This window comes from Spirosoma soli, assembly GCF_042684525.1.
Taxonomy (GTDB): Bacteria; Bacteroidota; Bacteroidia; order Cytophagales; family Spirosomataceae; genus Spirosoma; species Spirosoma soli.
The window spans coordinates 128,502-148,725 of sequence record NZ_JBHULN010000016.1 but is presented as its reverse complement, the minus strand read 5'-3'; the positions used below and the strand labels follow the sequence as shown (position 1 = coordinate 148,725).

Annotated in this window: 18 protein-coding genes; all 18 read left to right on the top strand. The window is 45.7% G+C overall.

The window, feature by feature from the left end; genetic code table 11:
• The first annotated feature begins 336 nt into the window (after nt 1–336).
• The 18 genes from ACFSUS_RS21935 (at nt 337) to ACFSUS_RS21850 (ending at nt 20,070) form a co-directional block, all read left to right on the top strand.
• Nucleotides 337–1,125, top strand: a complete 789-nt coding sequence (locus ACFSUS_RS21935; protein ID WP_381525898.1) for a sugar transferase — start codon at nt 337–339, stop codon at nt 1,123–1,125.
• A gap of 45 nt (nt 1,126–1,170) precedes the next feature.
• On the top strand, nt 1,171–2,001 hold the full coding sequence (locus ACFSUS_RS21930; protein ID WP_381525897.1) for a polysaccharide biosynthesis/export family protein: 831 nt from the start codon (nt 1,171–1,173) through the stop codon (nt 1,999–2,001).
• A 57-nt stretch (nt 2,002–2,058) separates the two neighbouring features.
• Nucleotides 2,059–4,380, top strand: coding sequence for a GumC family protein (locus tag ACFSUS_RS21925; RefSeq protein WP_381525896.1), 2,322 nt, complete (start codon nt 2,059–2,061; stop codon nt 4,378–4,380).
• 43 nt (nt 4,381–4,423) lie between these two features.
• Entirely contained in the window at nt 4,424–4,906 is a 483-nt protein-coding gene (locus ACFSUS_RS21920) for a UpxY family transcription antiterminator (RefSeq protein ID WP_381525895.1), read from the top strand.
• A gap of 149 nt (nt 4,907–5,055) precedes the next feature.
• A complete protein-coding gene (locus ACFSUS_RS21915; protein ID WP_381525894.1) occupies nt 5,056–6,357 on the top strand; it encodes an MATE family efflux transporter in 1,302 nt (433 codons plus the stop codon).
• A 10-nt stretch (nt 6,358–6,367) separates the two neighbouring features.
• A complete protein-coding gene (locus tag ACFSUS_RS21910) occupies nt 6,368–7,402 on the top strand; it encodes a glycosyltransferase (protein ID WP_381525893.1) in 1,035 nt (344 codons plus the stop codon).
• A gap of 164 nt (nt 7,403–7,566) precedes the next feature.
• Nucleotides 7,567–8,724, top strand: a complete 1,158-nt coding sequence (locus ACFSUS_RS21905) for a hypothetical protein (RefSeq protein ID WP_381525892.1) — start codon at nt 7,567–7,569, stop codon at nt 8,722–8,724.
• Nucleotides 8,725–8,764: 40 nt separating this feature from the next.
• Nucleotides 8,765–9,724, top strand: coding sequence for a glycosyltransferase family 2 protein (locus ACFSUS_RS21900; protein WP_381525891.1), 960 nt, complete (start codon nt 8,765–8,767; stop codon nt 9,722–9,724).
• Nucleotides 9,725–9,889: 165 nt separating this feature from the next.
• A complete protein-coding gene (locus ACFSUS_RS21895; protein ID WP_381525890.1) occupies nt 9,890–11,146 on the top strand; it encodes a glycosyltransferase family 4 protein in 1,257 nt (418 codons plus the stop codon).
• A gap of 44 nt (nt 11,147–11,190) precedes the next feature.
• Nucleotides 11,191–12,582 (top strand): hypothetical protein, encoded by a 1,392-nt coding sequence (locus ACFSUS_RS21890; RefSeq protein ID WP_381525889.1) that lies wholly within the window; start codon nt 11,191–11,193, stop codon nt 12,580–12,582.
• The gene (locus tag ACFSUS_RS21885) at nt 12,579–13,736 is read left to right on the top strand and encodes a glycosyltransferase family 4 protein (RefSeq protein WP_381525888.1); all 1,158 of its coding nucleotides are present in this window, start codon (nt 12,579–12,581) and stop codon (nt 13,734–13,736) included. Before ACFSUS_RS21890 ends, ACFSUS_RS21885 begins: the two co-directional genes overlap by 4 nt.
• Before the next feature lies 1 nt (nt 13,737).
• A complete protein-coding gene (locus tag ACFSUS_RS21880) occupies nt 13,738–14,400 on the top strand; it encodes an acyltransferase (protein WP_381525887.1) in 663 nt (220 codons plus the stop codon).
• Nucleotides 14,378–15,646: a glycosyltransferase gene (locus tag ACFSUS_RS21875; protein ID WP_381525886.1), complete on the top strand. Its 1,269-nt coding sequence runs from the start codon at nt 14,378–14,380 to the stop codon at nt 15,644–15,646. Before ACFSUS_RS21880 ends, ACFSUS_RS21875 begins: the two co-directional genes overlap by 23 nt.
• 29 nt (nt 15,647–15,675) lie before the next feature.
• Entirely contained in the window at nt 15,676–16,236 is a 561-nt protein-coding gene (locus tag ACFSUS_RS21870) for an LbetaH domain-containing protein (protein ID WP_381525885.1), read from the top strand.
• Between the two features lie 74 nt (nt 16,237–16,310).
• On the top strand, nt 16,311–17,306 hold the full coding sequence (locus tag ACFSUS_RS21865; RefSeq protein WP_381525884.1) for a glycosyltransferase family 4 protein: 996 nt from the start codon (nt 16,311–16,313) through the stop codon (nt 17,304–17,306).
• A gap of 102 nt (nt 17,307–17,408) precedes the next feature.
• On the top strand, nt 17,409–18,275 hold the full coding sequence (locus ACFSUS_RS21860; protein WP_381525883.1) for a glycosyltransferase family 2 protein: 867 nt from the start codon (nt 17,409–17,411) through the stop codon (nt 18,273–18,275).
• Between the two features lie 9 nt (nt 18,276–18,284).
• A complete protein-coding gene (locus ACFSUS_RS21855) occupies nt 18,285–18,695 on the top strand; it encodes a hypothetical protein (protein ID WP_381525882.1) in 411 nt (136 codons plus the stop codon).
• Between the two features lie 106 nt (nt 18,696–18,801).
• The gene (locus ACFSUS_RS21850) at nt 18,802–20,070 is read left to right on the top strand and encodes a glycosyltransferase family 4 protein (RefSeq protein WP_381525881.1); all 1,269 of its coding nucleotides are present in this window, start codon (nt 18,802–18,804) and stop codon (nt 20,068–20,070) included.
• Nucleotides 20,071–20,224 lie beyond the last annotated feature (154 nt).

The following is a 20,224-nucleotide window of genomic DNA, read 5'->3' as shown; positions in this document are numbered from 1 at the left end:
AAAAAGGTAAATCTTTATGTTTACTGAAAAAATTATCTAGATACTAGAGTTGTGCCTAGTTTAATTATATAAATTATAAGTTACATAAAAATAAATAATATACGATGAACCGTAAGAAGGTTAACAAAATTATACAACCTTGAGGCTTGTCCCGTTGAATAAGTTGTCAGTTGGATTATTTATTTATGTCTAATATTGTATTGGATTTAGAGAGAAAGATTAGCATGAATGCTTTGAATTATTAGCGAAATAATTTACAGGTAACACCTAATTCTTACGAATACATTAAAAGAATTTATGAGTAATTGATCTACTTCAACCCATCTTTTCAACGTTATGGATAAAATATATTTTCCACCAAGGAAAGACAACCGAAATCTGGACGTAAAAGCATTAGAGACTAAGAATAATCAAAAAAAGATGGAGAAATACATTAGTAGTAGTGCGCCATCATTCTCTTCAGCAAGCTCAACAAAAGTATTTTTACAGTGGAAAGAGGATGAAAATTTTCTTCTCAAAGAAACTAAGTCTTTCTACTTATTACTAGGTAAGAGGATAGTAGATATCTTAATTTCTTTAACTGTAATTGTTTTCGTTTTAAGTTGGCTATTTCCAATAATTAGCCTCATCATATTACTTGACTCTCGAGGGCCTATTCTATTTATTCAGGCGAGAACGGGCTATAAAGGTGTGACATTTCCTTGCCTGAAGTTTCGAACAATGTATAATGTGAAACAGCACGAGTTCAAACAGACAAGTTTTAACGATCATCGAGTCACTCGCGTAGGTCGGTTTTTACGAAGAACTAACCTCGATGAATTACCACAGTTCTTTAATGTCTTGTTTGGAAATATGAGTATTGTTGGCCCTCGCCCACATGCTGTACAGCATGATGCTTATCATTGGGCTTCGGTACCGTACCGGAATCGATATTGTATAAAGCCTGGTATTACAGGACTTGCTCAAATTAGAGGAGCTCGTGGCGAAACAGATAAAAGTCAGAAAATGGAGCATCGCGTTCGCTATGATTTATTCTACGTGAAGCGACAATCCTTTGGTCTTGACATGGCCGTGTTCTTCTGGACGATTTCAACAATGATTAAAGGCGACAAAAATGCCTGGTAGGCTATTCAGGAATTACGTCATATTATTCACTATAAGGAGCTAATTATGAGCAAATTAACGCAAAGCAAAAATAGTAGCAGATACTGGCTCAAGTTGTTAGGTTTTCAAGCGGTAGTAGCTCTATTTTGCTCCTGTGTTTCAACAAAATCAGTGACTTATTTTCAAGGAAATAAAAATATTGATACCGCACGGTACAGTACGTTAAAGCCGATAGAACCAGTGATGTCAACAATTCAGCCAGGTGATATTTTGGCCATTGTTGTCGCTAGTACCAGCGAAGAATCAAATAGACTTTTCAATTTTCCAAATACGAGTACTGTTAATACTACAGTTTTTCCGGGGTCAACTAGTCAGGGACAGCAACCACTAGGTTATATAGTCGATGCATCTGGTAATGTTACGCTCCCCATAGCTGGAAAAATAAAACTTGTTGGATTAACTATAAAAGATGCTAATGCGTTGGTAAAAGAAAAATTGAGCGAATATGTCAAAGATCCCGGAGTTTCTATCCGCCAACTAAATCATAAAGTCACCGTATTAGGCGAAGTGAACAGACCCGGCGTTTTTAACTTGCTCAGCGACCAGACAAGCATTCTAGAATTAGTGGGAATGGCTGGTGATTTAACAATTTATGGTCGTCGAGATAATGTTGTTTTAATCAGAACAACTAACAATAAACGTGAAGTGGTTCGTTTGAATTTCACCTCACGCGATTTACTAAACTCTCCTTATTTTTTTGCTCAGAATAATGATGTTTTATACGTTGAGCCACGTAACGGAAAACTCACCGCAACTGATCGGACTGTACAACTCTTGCCAATATTCCTGGGAGTTACCTCAACGCTATTAGTATTAGTTAATCTCTTAATAAGATAATTTAGAGTTTGTTACGTAACTTTTTTGCGCTAACAATTCATTCTATTCATAATTACTATGATGGTCGACAATTCTTATCAATATTCGGACGTAAAAAAACCAGTTAATCTTCGACTGCTTTTTGCTAAATACCTGCGCTATTGGTACTGGTTTGTCATAGCGATTGGAATTTCTTTATGCGGAGCTTATTTTTATCTTCGTAGTATCACTCCTATTTATCAGATAAATTCTGTTCTTCTAATAAAAAAGGACGGCCAAAGCCTGTCTGGCGAAGACATTTCTAAAAGTCCGAAGGGCCCCTCGGAAGAAAAAAATATTGAAAATGAGATTGAAACCCTAAAATCGAGGAGTTTAATCCAACGCGTAGTTGACGATTTAAACTTAACGGTCGCTTATTTCCAGAAAGGAGAAGTACGCAAACGGGAAGAAGTCTTTGAAACGTCACCGATCCGAGTTGCTGTGGCTGACCTGAATCCTTTGGCCTACCAAAGTCCGATATTTATTCGTATTAAAAGTAAGAAAGAGTACGAAATTTTGAATGAAGAAGGGCAGGTAAAGGATCGGTTTCCTTTCAATCGGAACGTCAAAAATGAGTATGGAAACTTCCGGGTATTTCTGAAAGATTCGCTCTATAGGCCAGAAAACAACGTAGTTGAAGTAGCCTTCTCTGATAAGGAAGACGTTATTCAAGATTATCAGGCTTCCTTAAAAGTAGAGCTCATTAATCAAAAAAGTACGGTACTTAAATTAGGTATAGAATCGTCTGTTCCGGCTAAAGGAAAGGCCTTTCTGGGTAAGCTAATGGAAGATTATGCCTACACGGCACTTACTGACAAAAACCGGGAAGCAACAAACACCCTACGTTTTATTGATGATCGGCTGAAGCTGATAACGGGCGAATTAAGTGATGTTGAGAAGAACTTTGAGTCCTACAAAACAGAAGAGGGGATAACTGATCTGAGTACCGAAGGCAACTCAATATTCGAAGCAGTTAAAGGGAATGACGCTAAACTGAATGATGTTGATATTCAGCTGCAAGCCTTGAATGGCGTTGAGAAATATCTTAAAAGTAGTGTATCTGGCGCAGCACCGGCTATGGCAATGGCTAATGACCCTGTGCTTACTGGATTATTAACCAAACTGAGTGAGCTTCAGTCAGAGCAGGAGAAATACAACCGAACTACCCAGCCAGGTAACCCGTTCAGACAAACAATTGAGGGCCAAATTGCTAACACAAAAAATGCTGTAAATGAGTATGTTGCTAATCAGCGGCAAAATTTATTGGTCACTAAAAATAGCTTGAAGCAGCTTAATGGCCGTTTATCGTCATCAATTAAAACCATTCCTCGTAAAGAGCGTGAGTTTCTGAATATCAAACGGCAGCAGGCAATCAAAGAGAGTTTGTACCTGCTACTGCTGGAAAAGAAGGAAGAGACGGCTATTTCGTATGCGTCTGCTGTGACCGATAGTCGCGTAATGGATCGTCCTTACAGCTCGCCTTACCCGATAAAGCCAAACCGGAGTAGTATTTATCTGCTGGCTTTGTTCGCGGGCTTACTGATTCCGATGGGCTTTATCAGTGCAGGGAATGTACTGAATGATAAAGTTAAGTCCCGCCGGGAGATTGAAGCAGAAACAGGTATTCAGGTATTCGGGGAGATTGTTAAAAAGCCAAAACAGGCGAAGAATAATATCATTGATCTGAACAGCCACAGTATGATTGCTGAACAGTTCAAAATCATTCGGGCTAATCTACAATATGCTTCCGCACAGAATCTTTCGCCCGTTGGTCAGGTTGTGTTGATTACGTCTTCTGTAAGTGGTGAAGGAAAAAGCTTTGTTAGTATCAATCTGGCGTTGAGTATGGCGCTTCTCAATAAGAAAGCTATTGTTCTCGAACTGGATCTACGGAAGCCGCAAATTGCTCAGTATCTGGGTATGGCCAATAGTGAGAGTCGAGGCATTTCTAACTATTTGAGCGGTCAGGCTGATTATGATGGTTTGGTTCAACAGACTCAGGTGCATCCTAATTTGTACGTTATTCCGAGCGGACCGATTCCACACAACCCTACCGAACTGTTGTCGAATGGTGCAATTGAACCGTTGCTCACCAAGCTTCGGGAAGAGTTCGATTATATAATTCTTGATACCCCACCTGTGAGCATGCTGGCTGATGCTACGCTGCTTAGCCCCTACGTAGATACTGCATTTTACGTAATACGCCACGAGTATACTCCCCGCAACTACATGCGTTTCCTGGCGGACCTGCGCGACAGCCATCGGTTCAAATCACTGAATGTGATTGTTAACGCTGTCAATTATCCGAATAGCGAAGATTTTGGCTATGGCTACAGCTATGCCAAACGTGGCGCTTACTGAGACGAGTAGGCTAAATTCTAGGCTGTTGATAAAAAGTATGACTATGTCGTGGTTCGTTCTCTATACAAAGTCCCGTAATGAAAAGATTGTTGCGGAGAAGCTGCGGGCAATGGACATAGAGGTGTACTGCCCTCTCATCAAAACCAAACGTCAGTGGTCAGATCGTGTCAAAACGGTGGAGGAGCCTCTTTTTCGCTCTTACTGCTTTGTCAGACTGGCTGAACATCAGCGGCACACTGTATTTGGGGTGCCTGGCCTGGTTCGCTATCTATTCTGGCAGGGCAAGCCAGCTATTGTCCGGGATTCAGAGATTGAGGCTATAAAAACGATGCTGAATGAGGTAGATCATGAACTCATTCAGACTAAGCCATTGAAGCCTGGAGACCAGCTGGCAATTGCTTCGGGCTCATTCCGCGACATGGTAGGTAAGGTTGTTCGCCAGGATGGCAAAATTGTTACAGTGATCCTGGATTCTATGCAGGTTGTATTGAAAGTGAATCTGGCGACTACAGCGGTTCTGGAGTAGTCAGGTATAGTTAGGCTGAGAAGTACTCAAGTTTTTGTTTTTTGTTAGGTCCCGAATGGGACTGAAAGGGCGAAGCCGTAGTTAAAAGTCTCAGTTTTAGATTTAGAAGAGTTCGTGGCTCAACGGGTAACGAACAGAAATGTAGATTTATGAAGGCAGTCATTTCGCAACTCTATACAAAACCAGCATACGCTAAGGCTATAAACCTGGTAAAGCTGGTTTCGATCACCGGAGTTGCTCAAGTAGCTGTACAGGCCGTAGGCTTCGTTAGCGGTATTCTGGTCATTCGGTTGCTTCCCACGCATGAGTACGCTTTGTACACACTGGCTAATACCATGCTAGGGACAATGACTGTTCTAGCCGATGGCGGCATTGCTATTGGTGTAATGGCGCAGGGCGGAAAAGTTTGGCAGGACCGTCAGCAATTAGGAGAAGTTTTAGTAACCGGCTTCGACTTAAGAAAGAAGTTCGCCATTGGTAGCCTGGCACTCGCGGTACCCGTATTAATATATCTGCTTCATTTTCATAAAGCCGATTGGTTGATGTCAGTACTAATCGTGCTGGCGTTGATACCAGCTTTTTGGGCGTCGCTTTCAGGTACATTGTTAGAGATTGCACCCAAGCTACACCAGCAGGTAGCGCCCCTGCAAAAAATTCAGGTGGGCGTCGCGCTAGGACGACTGGCGCTGCTTGCAGCAAGCATATTCGCGTTTCCATTCACGTTTATAGCTATTCTCTCGGCGGGCATTCCTCAACTGTGGGCTAACCGGCAGATCCGAAAAATATCTGCGGCTTATGCCGACGATACGCCAAAGCCTAACCCACTCATCCGAAAAGAAATTCTCGGTATGGTGAAGCGGCTGCTTCCCGTCGATATTTATTACTGTGTATCGGGCCAGCTCACAATCTGGCTTATCTCCATTTATGGCTCAACGGCCGGTGTTGCCCAAGCCGGGGCATTGGGCCGATTGCCCGTTGCGCTCACGGCGTTTACCGTATTATTTGGCTCGGTTGTTTTACCGCGTTTCAGCAGAACCCCAGCCGTGCGGAAAACAGTACTTCGGCAATACATTAACATTCAGATAGGTCTTCTTATGCTGGCGGTTTGTATTGTGCTGGCGGTAACGGTTTTCTCTACGGAAATCCTGAAAGTGTTGGGCCCACAATACGAAGGTCTGCAGAGTGAGTTAATCATCATGATGGTTGGTAGTTCTATCAGCTTCGTGGCCGCATCGTCATTTTTCCTTTGTACGTGTCGGGGATGGGTCATCAATCCCATCATTTCGATATCGGTTAGCATTATCGCTATCATCATAGGTGTATCAATCATCGACGTATCATCACTTAAAGGTATTTTTTGGCTTAACATCTTCACCAGTATTGTGCAGGTGTGTATGCACATCGTCTACGGGATTCATAGAATCGTGAAGCTTAAAAATGACGCTAACTAACAAAACGGTAATGAAGAAAAACCTGCTCATCATTGGGTCATCTCAAGGCGTATACGGCGGTATCGAAGCCTATATGATTGCGTTGGCAGAAGCGGCTTCTGCCTGGGAAGAATTCAATGTGAAACTGTGTTTCAAAATAGTAAAAGGAGCAGAGCCCGTTGAAAATTTAGTTAAGTCGGCGGAAGCTATATGTAAGGATGTATATTTTGTAAAGAGAGGATCTAAAGAACTGGTAAAACTGCTGGCCTGGGCGGATGTCATGCACGTTCAGAACATGCCCCCAGATATCGTTTTTCCCGCTCGGTTAATGGCTAAAAAAGTTTTCCTGACGGTTCATAACCGACGGCTGTCCGAATTCAATTTACATAATCTGATCTGGCGTTTCTCGATCCAGTTTGCTGACCGGCGTTGGTATAACTCCAATTTCGTCTGGGGAACCTGGGAAGCAGGCAAAAAATCAAGCAAAAGCGACTGCGTCCCCACCGTTTGCCGACTGCCAACCAGCTGGTGTCCACCCGAAAAGCGTAAAGGATTTTTGTTTGTGGGGCGATGGATCGAAAACAAAGGGATTCAGGAAATTCTGAAGGCTTATGCACTAAACGGGTTTGATTCAAAAGAGCACCCGCTCACATTGCTAGGCGATGGCCCCTTAAAGCCCGTCGTTTTGTCGCTTATCAACGAGTTGAACTTAAAAAACGTGATTATGCCGGGCTTTGTCGATGATGCTCAAAAGCAAAAATATATGTCGTCGACCCGCTGGTTGTTGGCCCCCGCCCGCACCCAGGAAGACTTAGGCCTGACACCTATTGAAGCACGTAACGTAGGTGTTCCGTCTATTGTGACGCGTGATGGTGGACTGCCCGAGGCAGGTGGTCAGGCGTCATTAATTGCTGAACCCGGGAATGTAGAAGATTTGGCGCGGTGTATGCGAATAGCCGTCGCCATGACTGAAGAAGAATACCAAAACCGAGGAAAACTGGCCAAAGAAACGTTAGTTAACTTCTTAAAGCCAATGGATTTTTATCGACAAGCTTACACCGCGTAAGTAAGCAAGAAAGTATTTCGTAACTAATAGCGTATGAAGAATTTCTAGTAACTGTTTGGAAAAAGTTACGGAGCAAAATCGAGTAGTAAGTAGGCGATTGTTGTCATTGCCATCGAAAAGTCACTTTTAAATAGCTATCCAATTACCATAATTTTTATCTGAACATGACTGACAAAACCAATCAGCGCTTAGTGCTTATTGCTCCGACGGCTCCGCCAAGTGTTTGTGGAGTAAGCGATTACTCATATCAAACTGCTCAGGCATTACAGCACTTTTACAAGTCCATACATTTTGGAGTTGAGCGAGTTCCCGACTCAATGGTGTCATCGACGCTCGGACCGGTACCGGTTATGCGGTGGCAGGAAGCGCTGAAGGTTTCTAGTACGTCAGCAGAGTCTAGTGATATACTACTCAATTATACACCGGCTAGTTACGCCTGGTCATGTTTGCCGATTGGTCTGATCTTGGCCCTACGCCGATTTAAAGCCGCTAATCCAGATAATCACATCTTTGTTTTTGTGCACGAAGCCTGGAATGGCAGTGGCAAGCTGAGAATTCACCAGATCATCCGTAACCGGCTTGCCAAATGGTCGATTGGGCAGATTGGAAAAATAGCCGGTGGCATTGCGGCTGTCACCACTGGGCAAAAAAAGGATTTGGAGTCACTGTTAAGAAAGCACAAGGTTCATCTTGCGCTGGTTGGCGCTAACATTTTACCAATCGAACCCGGAGTGGGTCTAACCAGCGCACGTGAAGCTGGAGTATGGGTAGTTTTCGGCTTAGCGCATACTCGCTTGTGGGCGCTTCAGGCCTATATGCCTTTACTTGTGGAAATGCATGCCCGGGGTGTTTTACGGCAGATACGCTCAATCGGACCCACGGACAATAATTATGCTCTTCAGGAAGCCGCTCTTGCTGAAGAGCGCTTTGGGGCCGGAATGTTAGTGCAACTCGGGGTTCTTAAACCTGCTCAGGTATCTGAGGAGTTGCTTAAAGCAGAAGCCGCCTTAGTGAAACAAGATGCCGACAGTTTACGGAAATCAGGCAGTTTCGCAGCTTTGGCTGCACATGGCGTGTCGGTAGTTTGCGAAGTGCCGGTAACGTTGGATGAGCCACCCGGTGGGGCCATATTCCGCCCATCAGAACTGGTGGTTAACCCCGAAATTATTTCTAATGAGGAGAGTAATCGGCGCCGACAGCAATTACATGTCTGGTTCTGGTCCACCCGGAGCTGGGAAGCCATTGGAGAAAACATGTTGAATTGGATGTCAACTCAAGCTACGAACACATACCCAGTGGTTCAATCGACTGCTCAAGTCTGATGGAATGTCGGCCCTGTTTCCTAATTAATAGCCAGAAACAATGATCAAAGTTTCTATTTTAATTCCGACTTATAAACGGCCAGTACTAGTTGTTGAAGCAATTCAGTCCTGCCTCAATCAGACGTATGCTCCGTATGAAATCATTATAGGCGATGATTCGCCGGATGAGCTGACGAAGTCAGTTGTGGAACAGCTACAAACAACGTCATCAATAGCTATAAAACACATTCATAATAAGCCCTCGCTTGGTCAGGAACATAACGTGAACAGGCTGTTTGACCTAGCCAGTGGAGATAAAATTATGCTATTGCATGATGATGATTTGCTGGTGCCAGATGCTTTAGAAACGTTGGTCAATTGCTACATAAATGACCCAACTATTAGTGTCGCCTATGGCAAACAATATATTATTTCTAATGATGGTGTGATTTCTAAGAAATCATCCAGAACGTTCAATGAAGCTTTCTATAGGACAGAACAGTATGAAGGAAGTAAGTTGACTTCCCTGGAAGCGGGTTTAGTGCAACAGTTTCCGAATAATGCATACTTGATAAATGCCGACTTAGCTAAAAAAGTTAAGTATAGACCAATTGGTGAAGCCTGTGATTTTGATTTTGGATTCAGAGTTGGTCAAACAGGGGAGAAAATTCATTTTGTGAACAAGTTCACAGCAAAGTATCGGTTGTCGGCAGTTGCCGTGTCAACTAACCCACGTAACGAAAGTGGGTTGATATCCTACCTCATGGTTAAAGATACAGCTGTACCGCAGGAATCAATCAAATACAAGGATGCATGGTTAAAAAGTAGAGCCGGAGTTGCCGTCGGCCAGGCAATATCTAACGGAAAGATTGATCTGGCGATAGATATTTTTCTTAGCAAATACCATTTCGCTAAAATGTTTACGCCGGGAGGAGTAAAACGATTCGGCCGAATTGTGTTATCTGGCCATTTTCTTAAAATGTTTACTGGTCTCCTAGGTCGGAGAAAGTCGTTTACCTAGTGCCTAACTAAGGTAAAAGGTACTACTGGCAGAATCTATCTATAATAGAAGATATTGGTTACCAGATTGTAGTAGGGCGAAAGTTTGTTCCTAAAAATTACGGACATATAAAAATCAAGGCCCTCAATTACTCAATTCATCAAGTTATATTAATCAAAATATTTAATGATCGTTCTCTCACACCCGACGGGTAATGCCAATGTACGAGCCGTGATTACAGCGCTGCTAAGGGCGGGTGTACTGGCGGAGTTCAATACCACCCTGGCGGCCAACCCAGATGCTCGTTGGGTGAAGCTACTACCCGGTAGTGTACGCAGCGAATGGCTACGGCGGACATTTCCAGTTCCACTGACGCAGATTCGGACGCATCCTTACCGGGAGGTTGCCCGGATTGCTTTTCCGAAACTGGGTTTTAATCAACTCGTTCGGCACGAGAGCGGCTGGGCCAGCATAGACGCCGTATATCAAAATTTTGACAGAATAACGGCCCAACGGCTTTTAAAATTATCGGATAAACACAACGTTAACGCTGTGTATGCCTACGAAGATGGTGCTCTGGCTACCTTCCGTCAGGCTAAAAAACTCGGCTTAACTTGTATCTATGACTTACCAATTGCCTACTGGGAAACCGGGCGTAAACTGATGCTGGAAGAGGCTGAACGTTTACCCGCCTGGGCTACTACGCTAGGTGGAGGTATCCAGGATTCACAGGCTAAATTAGAACGTAAGACAGAGGAGCTTGAGTTGGCTGACGTTGTCGTAGGGCCCGGCAAGTTTGTGATGGATTCGATTCCGGCCTGGGCAGTAAATAAGCGGGCAATCATGGCCCCGTTCGGATCGCCAGCATTAGCGGCACCAGCAAACGGTCAGGATCATAAACCAAACTCTGCTGGTCGGCCCTTACGCGTTTTGTTTGCTGGCTCAATGGGGCAACGCAAAGGGCTGGGTGACTTGTTTGCCGCCGTAAAGATGCTCAATCGTCCAGATCTGGAACTGGTGGTTATGGGCTCTCCTTTGGCACCAATGGAGTTTTACGAATCTGAATTGCCTGGTTTTGTGTATGAGCCGGGTCGCCCGCACGATCAAGTGTTGGCGCTGATGCGTTCCTGCGATGTGTTTTGCCTGCCTTCCATTGTGGAAGGTCGCGCGCTGGTCATGCAGGAGGCCATGAGTCAGGGCTTGCCACTTATTATCACGCCTAACACGGGCGGGGCTGACCTAATCCAGGAAGGACGTACCGGATTTCTTGTGCCAATACGTTCTCCGCAAGCGATTGCCGAGAAGCTGGCCTGGTTCCTCGATAACCGGTCAGCAATCCCCGAGATGGGAAAGCTGGCACAGGACCATGCGGCTACCTATACCTGGGAGCGCTATGGAGGCACCATAGTCGACTCCATTCAAAAGCTGTTTCCTCAAAGTTAAAGCGAACGCTGTTTATCACAAATAACGCATCTAAACTTCAGTTGATGGCTATTGTTGACTTACCAGTTCCTAAGGAGGTTGTTCGAAAGGTGAGTGTATCACCTCGGAACCGGCAACCGCTCCCTAAACCGGTCGATCCGAATCGGCTGCTTAAGCAAGGAATATGGGTATACTTCTGGCTGCTTATTCTCGAAGGAGCGTTGCGTAAGTGGTTCCTACCCGGCTTAGCGACTCCTTTGTTAATTGTGCGCGATCCGGTTGCCATTGGGCTCATTTTTTTGGCCTGGAAACGGGGCTTACTCCCGATCAATGGCTACATGATCAGTATGGTCCTGATTGGCATTGTAGGAATATATACCGCCGTTTTTATTGGGCACGGTAATCTTACGGTTGCTTTGTTTGGGGCTCGCATTCTGCTGTTTCATTTCCCTTTGATGTTCGTCATCGGGTCAATCTTTACCCGAGACGATGTTGTAAAGCTGGGGAAAATGACGGTTTTGATCTCAATACCGATGGCGCTCCTGATTGCGGTTCAATTTTACAGCCCACAGTCAGCCTGGGTAAACCGGGGTGTTGGTGGCGATATGGCCGGCGCAGGATTTGATGGAGCTATGGGTTATTTCCGTCCTCCTGGTACGTTTTCATTCACTAACGGGCTTCACCTTTTCTTTGGCTTTGCTGGCATATTCATCTTTTACTTCTGGCTAAATGCTGAAGGCATAAACCGCTTAGTTCTACTAGCGGCTACGGCTGGTTTAGCAGCTGCCATTCCATTTTCGATTAGCCGGAGCTTACTGCTGTTCATCGCCATCGACTTTGGCTTTGCCGCCATTGCCATTTTGCGCAACCCGCAGTATGCCGGGCGGCTGGTTATGTTGCTGGTTGGTGCGCTGGTAGTAGTCGCTATTCTGAGCCAGGTAAGTGTATTACAGACGCCCATTGAAGCGTTCGTTTCGCGTTTCACCAGCGCAAGCGACGTAGAGGGGGGACTGAAAGGGTCACTGGGGGATCGCTGGTTAGGTGGGATGGTGGGTGCGCTCACCGAATCGTACAAACAACCGTTCTGGGGCTACGGCATCGGCATGGGTACTAATGCGGGTAGTGCGTTGATAACGGGCGGCTCACGCGAATTTCTAATTGCCGAAGGGGAATGGGGACGTGTTATCGGCGAATTAGGACCGATGATGGGAATCTCTATGATCCTGATACGGGTAGGATTAAGTATTGAATTTTGCGTGATTGGCTATAAAAAGCTGGTGCAGGGGAATTTTCTGCCCTGGGTATTACTGGGCTATATGTTGATGATGGTTCCCCAGGCTCAGTGGGCCCAACCAACGGCGCTAGGCTTCAGCACATTGATTGGCGGTTTATTTATGGCTTCGGTGCGTCAGCCCAGACCACTAAGCGCAATCAAAGTAAATCAACGGCTTTCATGATGCGTATCATCTTAATCGGAAATTACCTGCCAGATAGACAGGAAAGCATGGAGCGCTTTGCGCAGATGCTGCACGCTGGATTTCGCCGAACGGGCTGCCAATCTGAAATCTGGCGGCCCGGTGTTTATTTCGGTAAATGGGCCAAAACGACTCATTCTGGAGTAGGCAAGTGGCTTGGGTACGTCGATAAGTGGATTGTATTTCCCTTGGTGCTTCGCTGGCGTCTGAGCCGTAAACCGCAGCAATATGCTGGCGCGCGGTTTCACATCTGCGATCACTCAAACGCACCTTACCTGGGGCATCTACCCGCTGAGCGAACAGGCATTACCTGTCACGACGTGCTGGCGATTCGCGGTGCATTGGGTTACGAAGATGCGTACTGCCCAGCTTCCAGCTTTGGGAAGATCCTCCAGAAGTGGATTCTTAGCCATTTAAGCCGGGCCAGGCTGCTGGCCTGCGTGTCACAATTTACGTTGACTCAACTAAAGGAACTGGCCGGTACTCCAACAGCAAATCAGAGAGGTTGGCGCGTGATCCACAACACCTTCAACGGCGATTTCTGGCCAATGTCAGCGGACGATGCACGGACGACGCTTGCCCAAAAAGGAGTAAAGTTACCTGCGTCATACGTATTACACGTTGGCTCGGGTATGGCCCGGAAAAACCGGCGGATGCTCCTGGATATGGTGGCGGCTCTCGGCCCACAGTGGACGGGGAGTATCTGTTACGCTGGCGAGGCCATTGACGATGAATTAAAGACACTGGCTCAATCGCTGGATTTGCAGGATCGGGTTATTTCGATCAGCAAGCCAGACCATGAAACCTTAGTTGCTTTATATAGCGCCTGCGAAACGTTTGTTTTTCCTTCGTTTTCGGAAGGTTTTGGCTGGCCGCTTATCGAGGCCCAGGCTTGTGGGGCGCCCGTTATCACGACCAACATAGAACCGATGCCTGAAGTAAGTGGGGGAGCGGCCTTGTACGCCAATCCTACCAAGCCTGAAGCGTTTGCCGAAGCCTTGCTCGCCTTACAAAATGAGACAACACGTTCTGAGTTCGTTCGGCAGGGGTTTATTAACGTAGCTAAGTTTGAATCGGATCGAATCATGAATGCTTACCTGGAACTCCATGAGGTGACGCCGACTACTGTTTACTGATATGTTTTTAAAACTTATTACATTCTTTCTTCCCTGGAGTTTGCGACGACGCGCCCTGAATCGATGGTTCGGGTTCGAGATTCACCCCACGGCCCGCATTGGTCTGGCGTGGGTGTTTCCTAACAAACTCGTCATGCGCGAAGGGGCACGAATTGATCACCTCACGGTGGCAATTAACCTCGACCTGATTGATATGGAGCCCAAAGCATCCATAGGGCGGGGGAACTGGATAACGGGTTTTCCGACCAACACTGACTCGGCTCATTTCAAACACCAGCCTAAGCGGCAGGCTGAATTATGGTTGGGTGAATCGGCATCGGTTAACAAAGACCACCATATCGATTGTACCAACCGTATCTATATCGGCCGATTCGCAACTATTGCCGGTTACCAATCTCAGTTTCTGACCCATTCCATTAACGTCGAGGATAATATTCAGGACAGTGCGCCAATCTACATTGGTGATTACACATTCGTAGGAACCAATGTTGTAGTACTGGGGGGGGCTGTCTTGCCCGCTCATTCCGTTCTGGGGGCCAAGTCGCTGCTCAATAGAGCCTGCATTGACGACTGGACGCTTTACGCGGGCGTACCCGCCAAGGCGATCAAAGAAATTTCAAGGGGAGCCAAATACTTTACTCGTGCCGAAGGCTATGTTATATGATGTCGAAACGTCGGTGAACGTTGCCGACAAACACCTTAAAACGCGGAAAGTCCTTCATGTTGTGGCGGGTATGGACCCCAAAACAGGAGGGGTATGCCAGGCCATACGAACAATTATTGGCGGACTTAGTGAGTTGGGCATCGAGAGTGAAGTAGCCAGCGCCGACGCACCGAATGCGGCTTACATTGCCGACTACACATTTCCAATCCATACACTAGGCCCCGCCGGTGGTTCGTGGCAATACAGTGCCCATTTGCTGCCCTGGTTAATCGATAACATGGGCCGGTATGACGTGGTTATCGTGCATGGCCTTTGGCTCTATCATAGCTATGCTGCTCGCAAAGCCATGCAGCAGCTAAAGCGAAGTCAGTCGGCTAGCCATACGCTACCTAAGCTGCTTATTATGCCTCACGGTATGCTTGACCCGTGGTTTCAGGAAGCGAAAGGACGGAAGATTAAAGCGTTGCGTAACTGGCTATACTGGAAAGTAATTGAAGATAAGGTGGTCAATGAGGCCGATGGCATGTTGTTCACCTGCGAAGAAGAACTCCTACTCGCCCGGAAGCCATTTCGGCCCTATCACCCCAGCCAGGAAATAAACGTCGGCTACGGCATCGCCAGCTCACCAACTTATACGTCGGCCATGACGACCGCCTTTCTGGAGAAATGTCCAGAACTTGAGAATGCGCCTTACTGGTTGTTTCTGAGCCGGATCGACGTCAAGAAAGGCGTTGATCTGCTAGTAAAAGCCTACGCTAACGTTTGGACAGAAAGCCAGAAAACGGGTCGCCAGATACCTAAGCTTGTCATTGCCGGACCTGGCCAGGACACGGCGTATGGCAAAAGTATACATCAGTTAGTGGCAGAAACGCCCGGCTTGACAGACGCCGTCATTTTTCCTGGTATGCTCACGGGAAACGCCAAATGGGGCGCCTTTTACAATTGCCAGGCGTTCATATTACCAAGCCATCAGGAGAATTTCGGCATTGCCGTGGTTGAAGCCTTAGCTTGTGGTAAGCCGGTGCTGATCTCTAATCAGGTCAATATCTGGCGGGAGATCGAATCGGCGGGTGGTGGTTTGGTGGCTCCCAATTCAGTCGCCGGTACTCAGCAATTACTTCAGCAATGGGTAGATCTGCCCACGGATGCTAAACAGACAATGGAGCGTCAGGCGAGGTACGCTTTCGAGCAACATTTTTACATCAAACCAGCTGCTACCCGAATGGCGAAAGCGATTGGAGCATAACAGATTACAATCAATAATTCACAGAATCAATGGTTAACCAGGATACATTTACCGGCCCATCATTCTCGCTCAAGAACCGTATTGGCCGAGCCATCTGGGGAATCGTCGCCGGTATATTATTTCGGTTGTCGCCCCGGCCGTTTCACAGCTGGCGGTCGTTTCTGCTCCGTTGCTTCGGCGCCAAGGTCGGTCGTGGGGTTCACGTTTATCCGGGCGTTAAAATATGGGCTCCCTGGAATCTTGAATTGGCCGATGAATGTGGGGTGGCCAACGGTGCCATTTTGTATTCGTTAGCTAAAATCACGATCGGTCGTCGGGCGGTTGTTTCGCAGGGAGCGCACATCTGCGCCGGAACACATGATTACACCCGTCCGGGATCACCACTGGTTGCCATGCCAATTCAGATCAACGATTTTGCCTGGGTAGCTGCCGAAGCGTTTATACATCCGGGCATAACTATTGGCGAAGGATGCGTGGTAGGGGCCCGGTCAGTAGTTACCAAAGATATGCCCTCCTGGATGGTCTGTGCGGGCCATCCGTGCAAGCCGTTAAAAGAGCGGATTATGGTAGATGCTGTTAGCTTGGTTTGACGGCAATCAGCAGAAAAATATTTATGCTAGGCTAAGGCTAGCCGTGAATAGATATGTAATTGATGACAACAAATATGAAAGTGACGTTCTTTTTCAGGAAGCCAATACCATCTTTCCATTTTAGTATAGAAAGGATTTTCGATGATATTAAAGACTCGTTGGGCAAAGACGTTCTTCTTACCAGAAAAACAGTACCGTTCTTTTGCCACAGCCGAATAAATATCTTAAAAAACATCATTTGGTCGTCAAAAGAGCAAGACGAAATAAATCACATTACGGGCGATATTCATTACATCGCCCTGGGCCTACAAAAGAAGAAAACAATTTTAACCATACATGATATCAATTTCTTAAAACGGAGGCATCCAATCAAAGTCCTTGAATATTATCTGCTGTGGCTTCTATTGCCGTTGATCAAGTCGAAGGTGATTACGGTAGTCTCCGAAGAAACCAAAAAAGATATTCTCAAACGCGTTCCTTTTTCGGAGGGAAAAATCAGAGTAATTCCTAATTTCTACGATCCGAGATACAAAGCATTTCCTAAAATTTTTTCCAAAGAAAAGCCAGTCCTATTGCAAATAGGTACTCGAAAAAATAAGAACGTAGAGCGGCTTATTGAAGCAATCACCGGTATTAACTGCCTATTAATCATTGTCGGTAAGTACGAAGCTCATCTAGAGCAAATGTTGAAAGATCGGAATATTGACTACGATTGGAAAGAGAATTTGTCAGATTCCGAAGTCATGGATCAGTACAGAAGAGCCGATATTTTGTGCTTTGTATCGACAGTTGAAGGCTTCGGAATGCCCATTTTAGAAGCCCAGGCCGTCGGGCGTGCGGTTATTACGAGTAATGTATCGTCAATGCCCGAGGTTGCCGGTGATAGCGCCCTTTTAGTTGATCCTTTTAATGTAGAAGAAATCAGAAAGGCCATATCAAAATTGATTGACAATGATCACTTGCGGTCCGAGTTGATTCAGAAAGGATTTGAAAATATTAAGCGGTACGAAATAAAAAAGATCGCTGGGATGTATCGCGATCTGTATCAGGAGGTCTATTCTCAGCCTTAATTAACTAGTAGTAGATTAATAAAGAAGTACAATAAAGCATTGATAAATACACTTTAACTCAGTCGATGGGGAGAAATGTATTTCTAAAACAAATTTTATATCATGATTTCGGTTCTCATTCTTACAAAAAATGAAGAGCAGGACTTACCCGAATGCTTAAAGTCGGTGGCCTGGTGCGATGATATTCATGTGTTTGATTCGTACAGTGACGATCGAACTGTGGAGATTGCCGAAGCCGCTAATGCACGGGTAACTCAACGTAAGTTTGACAATTGGTCTGCCCATCAGAACTGGGGGTTGGCAAATATACCGTTCAAATACTCATGGGTACTTTATATTGATGCCGATGAGCGTGTATCTTCAAGTTTATACGAGTCGCTGAAAGCCTTTGACACAACACGAACGGATGTTGTTGCGCTTGAAATTCAGCGCAGGGATTTTGCCTGGGATGGTACGTGGCTTAAGCATGCCCAGATATCACCGTACTATCTGCGCCTGTTCCGTCCTGATAAAATGCGTTACGAACGGCTCGTAAACCCGGTATCGTTACCCGATGGCCCTACCGCTCGAATGGCTGGCTTTTTAGATCACTACCCGTTCAGTAAAGGATTCCGGTTCTGGCTACAACGCCATTTGGGATACGCCGACATGGAAGCCGCCACTCACCTGGCAAACATGAAAGGGGCTACTTCATTCTCGGTTCAGAAAGCGATGTTTGGTAAGGATTTTACGGAAAAGCGCTTCCATCAAAAAGGTCTTTTTTACCAGATGCCGGGTCGGCCGGTGATCAAATGGTTGTACATGGTTGTGTGGCGCCGGGCTTTTTTAGATGGCGGAGCAGGAGTAACGTATTCAACGCTACAGGCCATTTACGAGTATTTTATCGTAATGCGCACCAAAGAACTTATGAAGCAGCAGCAACTTAAAGCTAACAAAATAGTTGCTAGAGTCAGTGTTACTGCTGATTGACGTAGCTTCATGAGATTGTCTGTCTTCTATAGTTTTCTTCTACTGGGCGTAATCATCGTTTTTTATTTCAGCTGGATTCCAGAACCCAGACTAGGTCTATCTAAGTCACTACCAGGCTGGATAAGCCGCTGGACGGACAATGATGCCAACATGAACTTGCGCACCGCTATTCCGTTCGTTTTTTTAGGCCTTGTTGCGGCAAGCTGGCTCCTCAAAGCAAAACGCCTTTGGTATTGGTGGGTAAGCGCGTGGCTTGGCTTAGTGACTATAGTTGTTATTGCCGAAGCTGGTCAGCTTCTGTTACCTCGTCGGCACTTCGATTGGGGCGATATTGCCTGGGGAGCCGCTGGCTCCGCTGCTGGTATGCTTTTGCTAGCAATTCCGATCCTGTTCATACGTCTGATTAAGACAGCCTCTTAAGTCTTCCGATACGCACATAAAAAAGAATACGCCGAGTGTCCATTACTGCGGCACCCAATGGCGTGTGTCCATTGATAATCATTTTATTAACCTTCATTAATTTATTATGGCTACTCAACGAGTTCTTATCTACAGTCAGACGTTTGCACCTGATCATAGTGGAATATCGATTTATGCATCTGATTTTGCTTTCTACTGCGCTGAGAATGGGTATGAAGTGGACGTAATTACCGGCTTCCCGTTTTATCCGCAATGGCAGAAACGCAAGGAAGATAAAGGAAAGCTATTTGCTACCGACAAAATAAAGAATGTTTCGGTGCATCGGGGCTATCTATACGTACCGCACAATCCTTCGTCGATGCAGCGAATTTTGCACGAGTTTTCGCTGGTGTTTTTTGCCTTAATCAATTCATTCCGGGTGAAAAGACCCGACGTCATTGTGGTGTTCGCTACGCCGGTTTTACTGGGCGTGCTGGCCGCATTTATGAATATGTTCTGGCGTCGGAAACTGATCATAAATGTGCAGGATTTTCAGGTTGAAGCGGCTTATTCGCTAGGTATGCTGAAAGGATCGCTTATGCTGAAAATCATAAATGCGCTGGAGCTGTGGAGCTATAAGAAATCTGATTATGTGTCCAGTATTTCAGGGAGTATGCTTGATCTGTTGAGAGAACGTAAGAAATTACCTGAAAACAAGATCTTATTCTGGCCAAACTGGATACACAACGACGATAAATCATTTGTTAAGCCTCAGGCGGGTCAGTTTCGTGAGAAATTCGGTTTCTCTAAAGATACCCGTCTTATTGGCTACGCTGGTAATGTTGGTAAAAAACAAGGTTTGGATGTGTTGCTGGATACGGCCAGCATGTTTGCCTCTGAGCCCGATCTTAAGTTCCTGATTATCGGAGAAGGTGCAGATTTAGAGCGCCTGAAAGAATATGCAGCGACAAAGGCAATCAAAAACGTAGTGTTCATGCCTTTCTTGAACCCGAAAGAGTATTTGACGTTTTTAACCGATGTTGACGCCGTCTTCATCTCTCAGGTCAAAGTTCCTTTTGATATTTATTTCCCCTCGAAGCTACTGGGTATCATGTCAATGGGGCAGCTTTTGATCGTTAATGCCGACGCTAATTCTGAGCTGTATAAAACAACCAAGAAGCACAATTTGGCTTTAGTAGGAGATTACGGTGACATAAATACATTGGCAAAGCAAGTAAATATGGTGCTGGATAACGATCCCGTTATTGAGGAGTACAAAGCAGAGGCTGAGAAATTCGTTGCCCAATTTGGTCGCGACGTGGTGCTGTCTCAGGCATTAGAAGTAGTATCCGGTGTGCCAAAGCCAAAGTCTGTAGAGACAGTGGTGGCAGGTTAAGCCGCATTTATTAAAACCTTTCATTGGTTGAGATTAGTATCCCGGAAATAATTTCCCCACATCATTTATGCTGATAACCGTAGAACGGTATAACGATAATCAGGTAAACAGGTATGGCCAATTTTTACAAAAAATTGGCCATACGCTGTTATTA

What these genes read in the sequence shown, in the direction of transcription:
- ACFSUS_RS21870 (WP_381525885.1), top strand. Translation starts at nt 15,676, where the DNA reads ATGGTTAACCAGGATACATTTACCGGCCCATCATTCTCGCTCAAGAAC.
- ACFSUS_RS21895 (WP_381525890.1), top strand. Translation starts at nt 9,890, where the DNA reads ATGATCGTTCTCTCACACCCGACGGGTAATGCCAATGTACGAGCCGTG.
- ACFSUS_RS21865 (WP_381525884.1), top strand. Translation starts at nt 16,311, where the DNA reads ATGAAAGTGACGTTCTTTTTCAGGAAGCCAATACCATCTTTCCATTTT.
- ACFSUS_RS21935 (WP_381525898.1), top strand. Translation starts at nt 337, where the DNA reads ATGGATAAAATATATTTTCCACCAAGGAAAGACAACCGAAATCTGGAC.
- ACFSUS_RS21860 (WP_381525883.1), top strand. Translation starts at nt 17,409, where the DNA reads ATGATTTCGGTTCTCATTCTTACAAAAAATGAAGAGCAGGACTTACCC.
- ACFSUS_RS21905 (WP_381525892.1), top strand. Translation starts at nt 7,567, where the DNA reads ATGACTGACAAAACCAATCAGCGCTTAGTGCTTATTGCTCCGACGGCT.
- ACFSUS_RS21930 (WP_381525897.1), top strand. Translation starts at nt 1,171, where the DNA reads ATGAGCAAATTAACGCAAAGCAAAAATAGTAGCAGATACTGGCTCAAG.
- ACFSUS_RS21850 (WP_381525881.1), top strand. Translation starts at nt 18,802, where the DNA reads ATGGCTACTCAACGAGTTCTTATCTACAGTCAGACGTTTGCACCTGAT.
- ACFSUS_RS21900 (WP_381525891.1), top strand. Translation starts at nt 8,765, where the DNA reads ATGATCAAAGTTTCTATTTTAATTCCGACTTATAAACGGCCAGTACTA.
- ACFSUS_RS21855 (WP_381525882.1), top strand. Translation starts at nt 18,285, where the DNA reads ATGAGATTGTCTGTCTTCTATAGTTTTCTTCTACTGGGCGTAATCATC.
- ACFSUS_RS21890 (WP_381525889.1), top strand. Translation starts at nt 11,191, where the DNA reads ATGGCTATTGTTGACTTACCAGTTCCTAAGGAGGTTGTTCGAAAGGTG.
- ACFSUS_RS21885 (WP_381525888.1), top strand. Translation starts at nt 12,579, where the DNA reads ATGATGCGTATCATCTTAATCGGAAATTACCTGCCAGATAGACAGGAA.
- ACFSUS_RS21915 (WP_381525894.1), top strand. Translation starts at nt 5,056, where the DNA reads ATGAAGGCAGTCATTTCGCAACTCTATACAAAACCAGCATACGCTAAG.
- ACFSUS_RS21925 (WP_381525896.1), top strand. Translation starts at nt 2,059, where the DNA reads ATGATGGTCGACAATTCTTATCAATATTCGGACGTAAAAAAACCAGTT.
- ACFSUS_RS21920 (WP_381525895.1), top strand. Translation starts at nt 4,424, where the DNA reads ATGTCGTGGTTCGTTCTCTATACAAAGTCCCGTAATGAAAAGATTGTT.
- ACFSUS_RS21910 (WP_381525893.1), top strand. Translation starts at nt 6,368, where the DNA reads ATGAAGAAAAACCTGCTCATCATTGGGTCATCTCAAGGCGTATACGGC.
- ACFSUS_RS21880 (WP_381525887.1), top strand. Translation starts at nt 13,738, where the DNA reads ATGTTTTTAAAACTTATTACATTCTTTCTTCCCTGGAGTTTGCGACGA.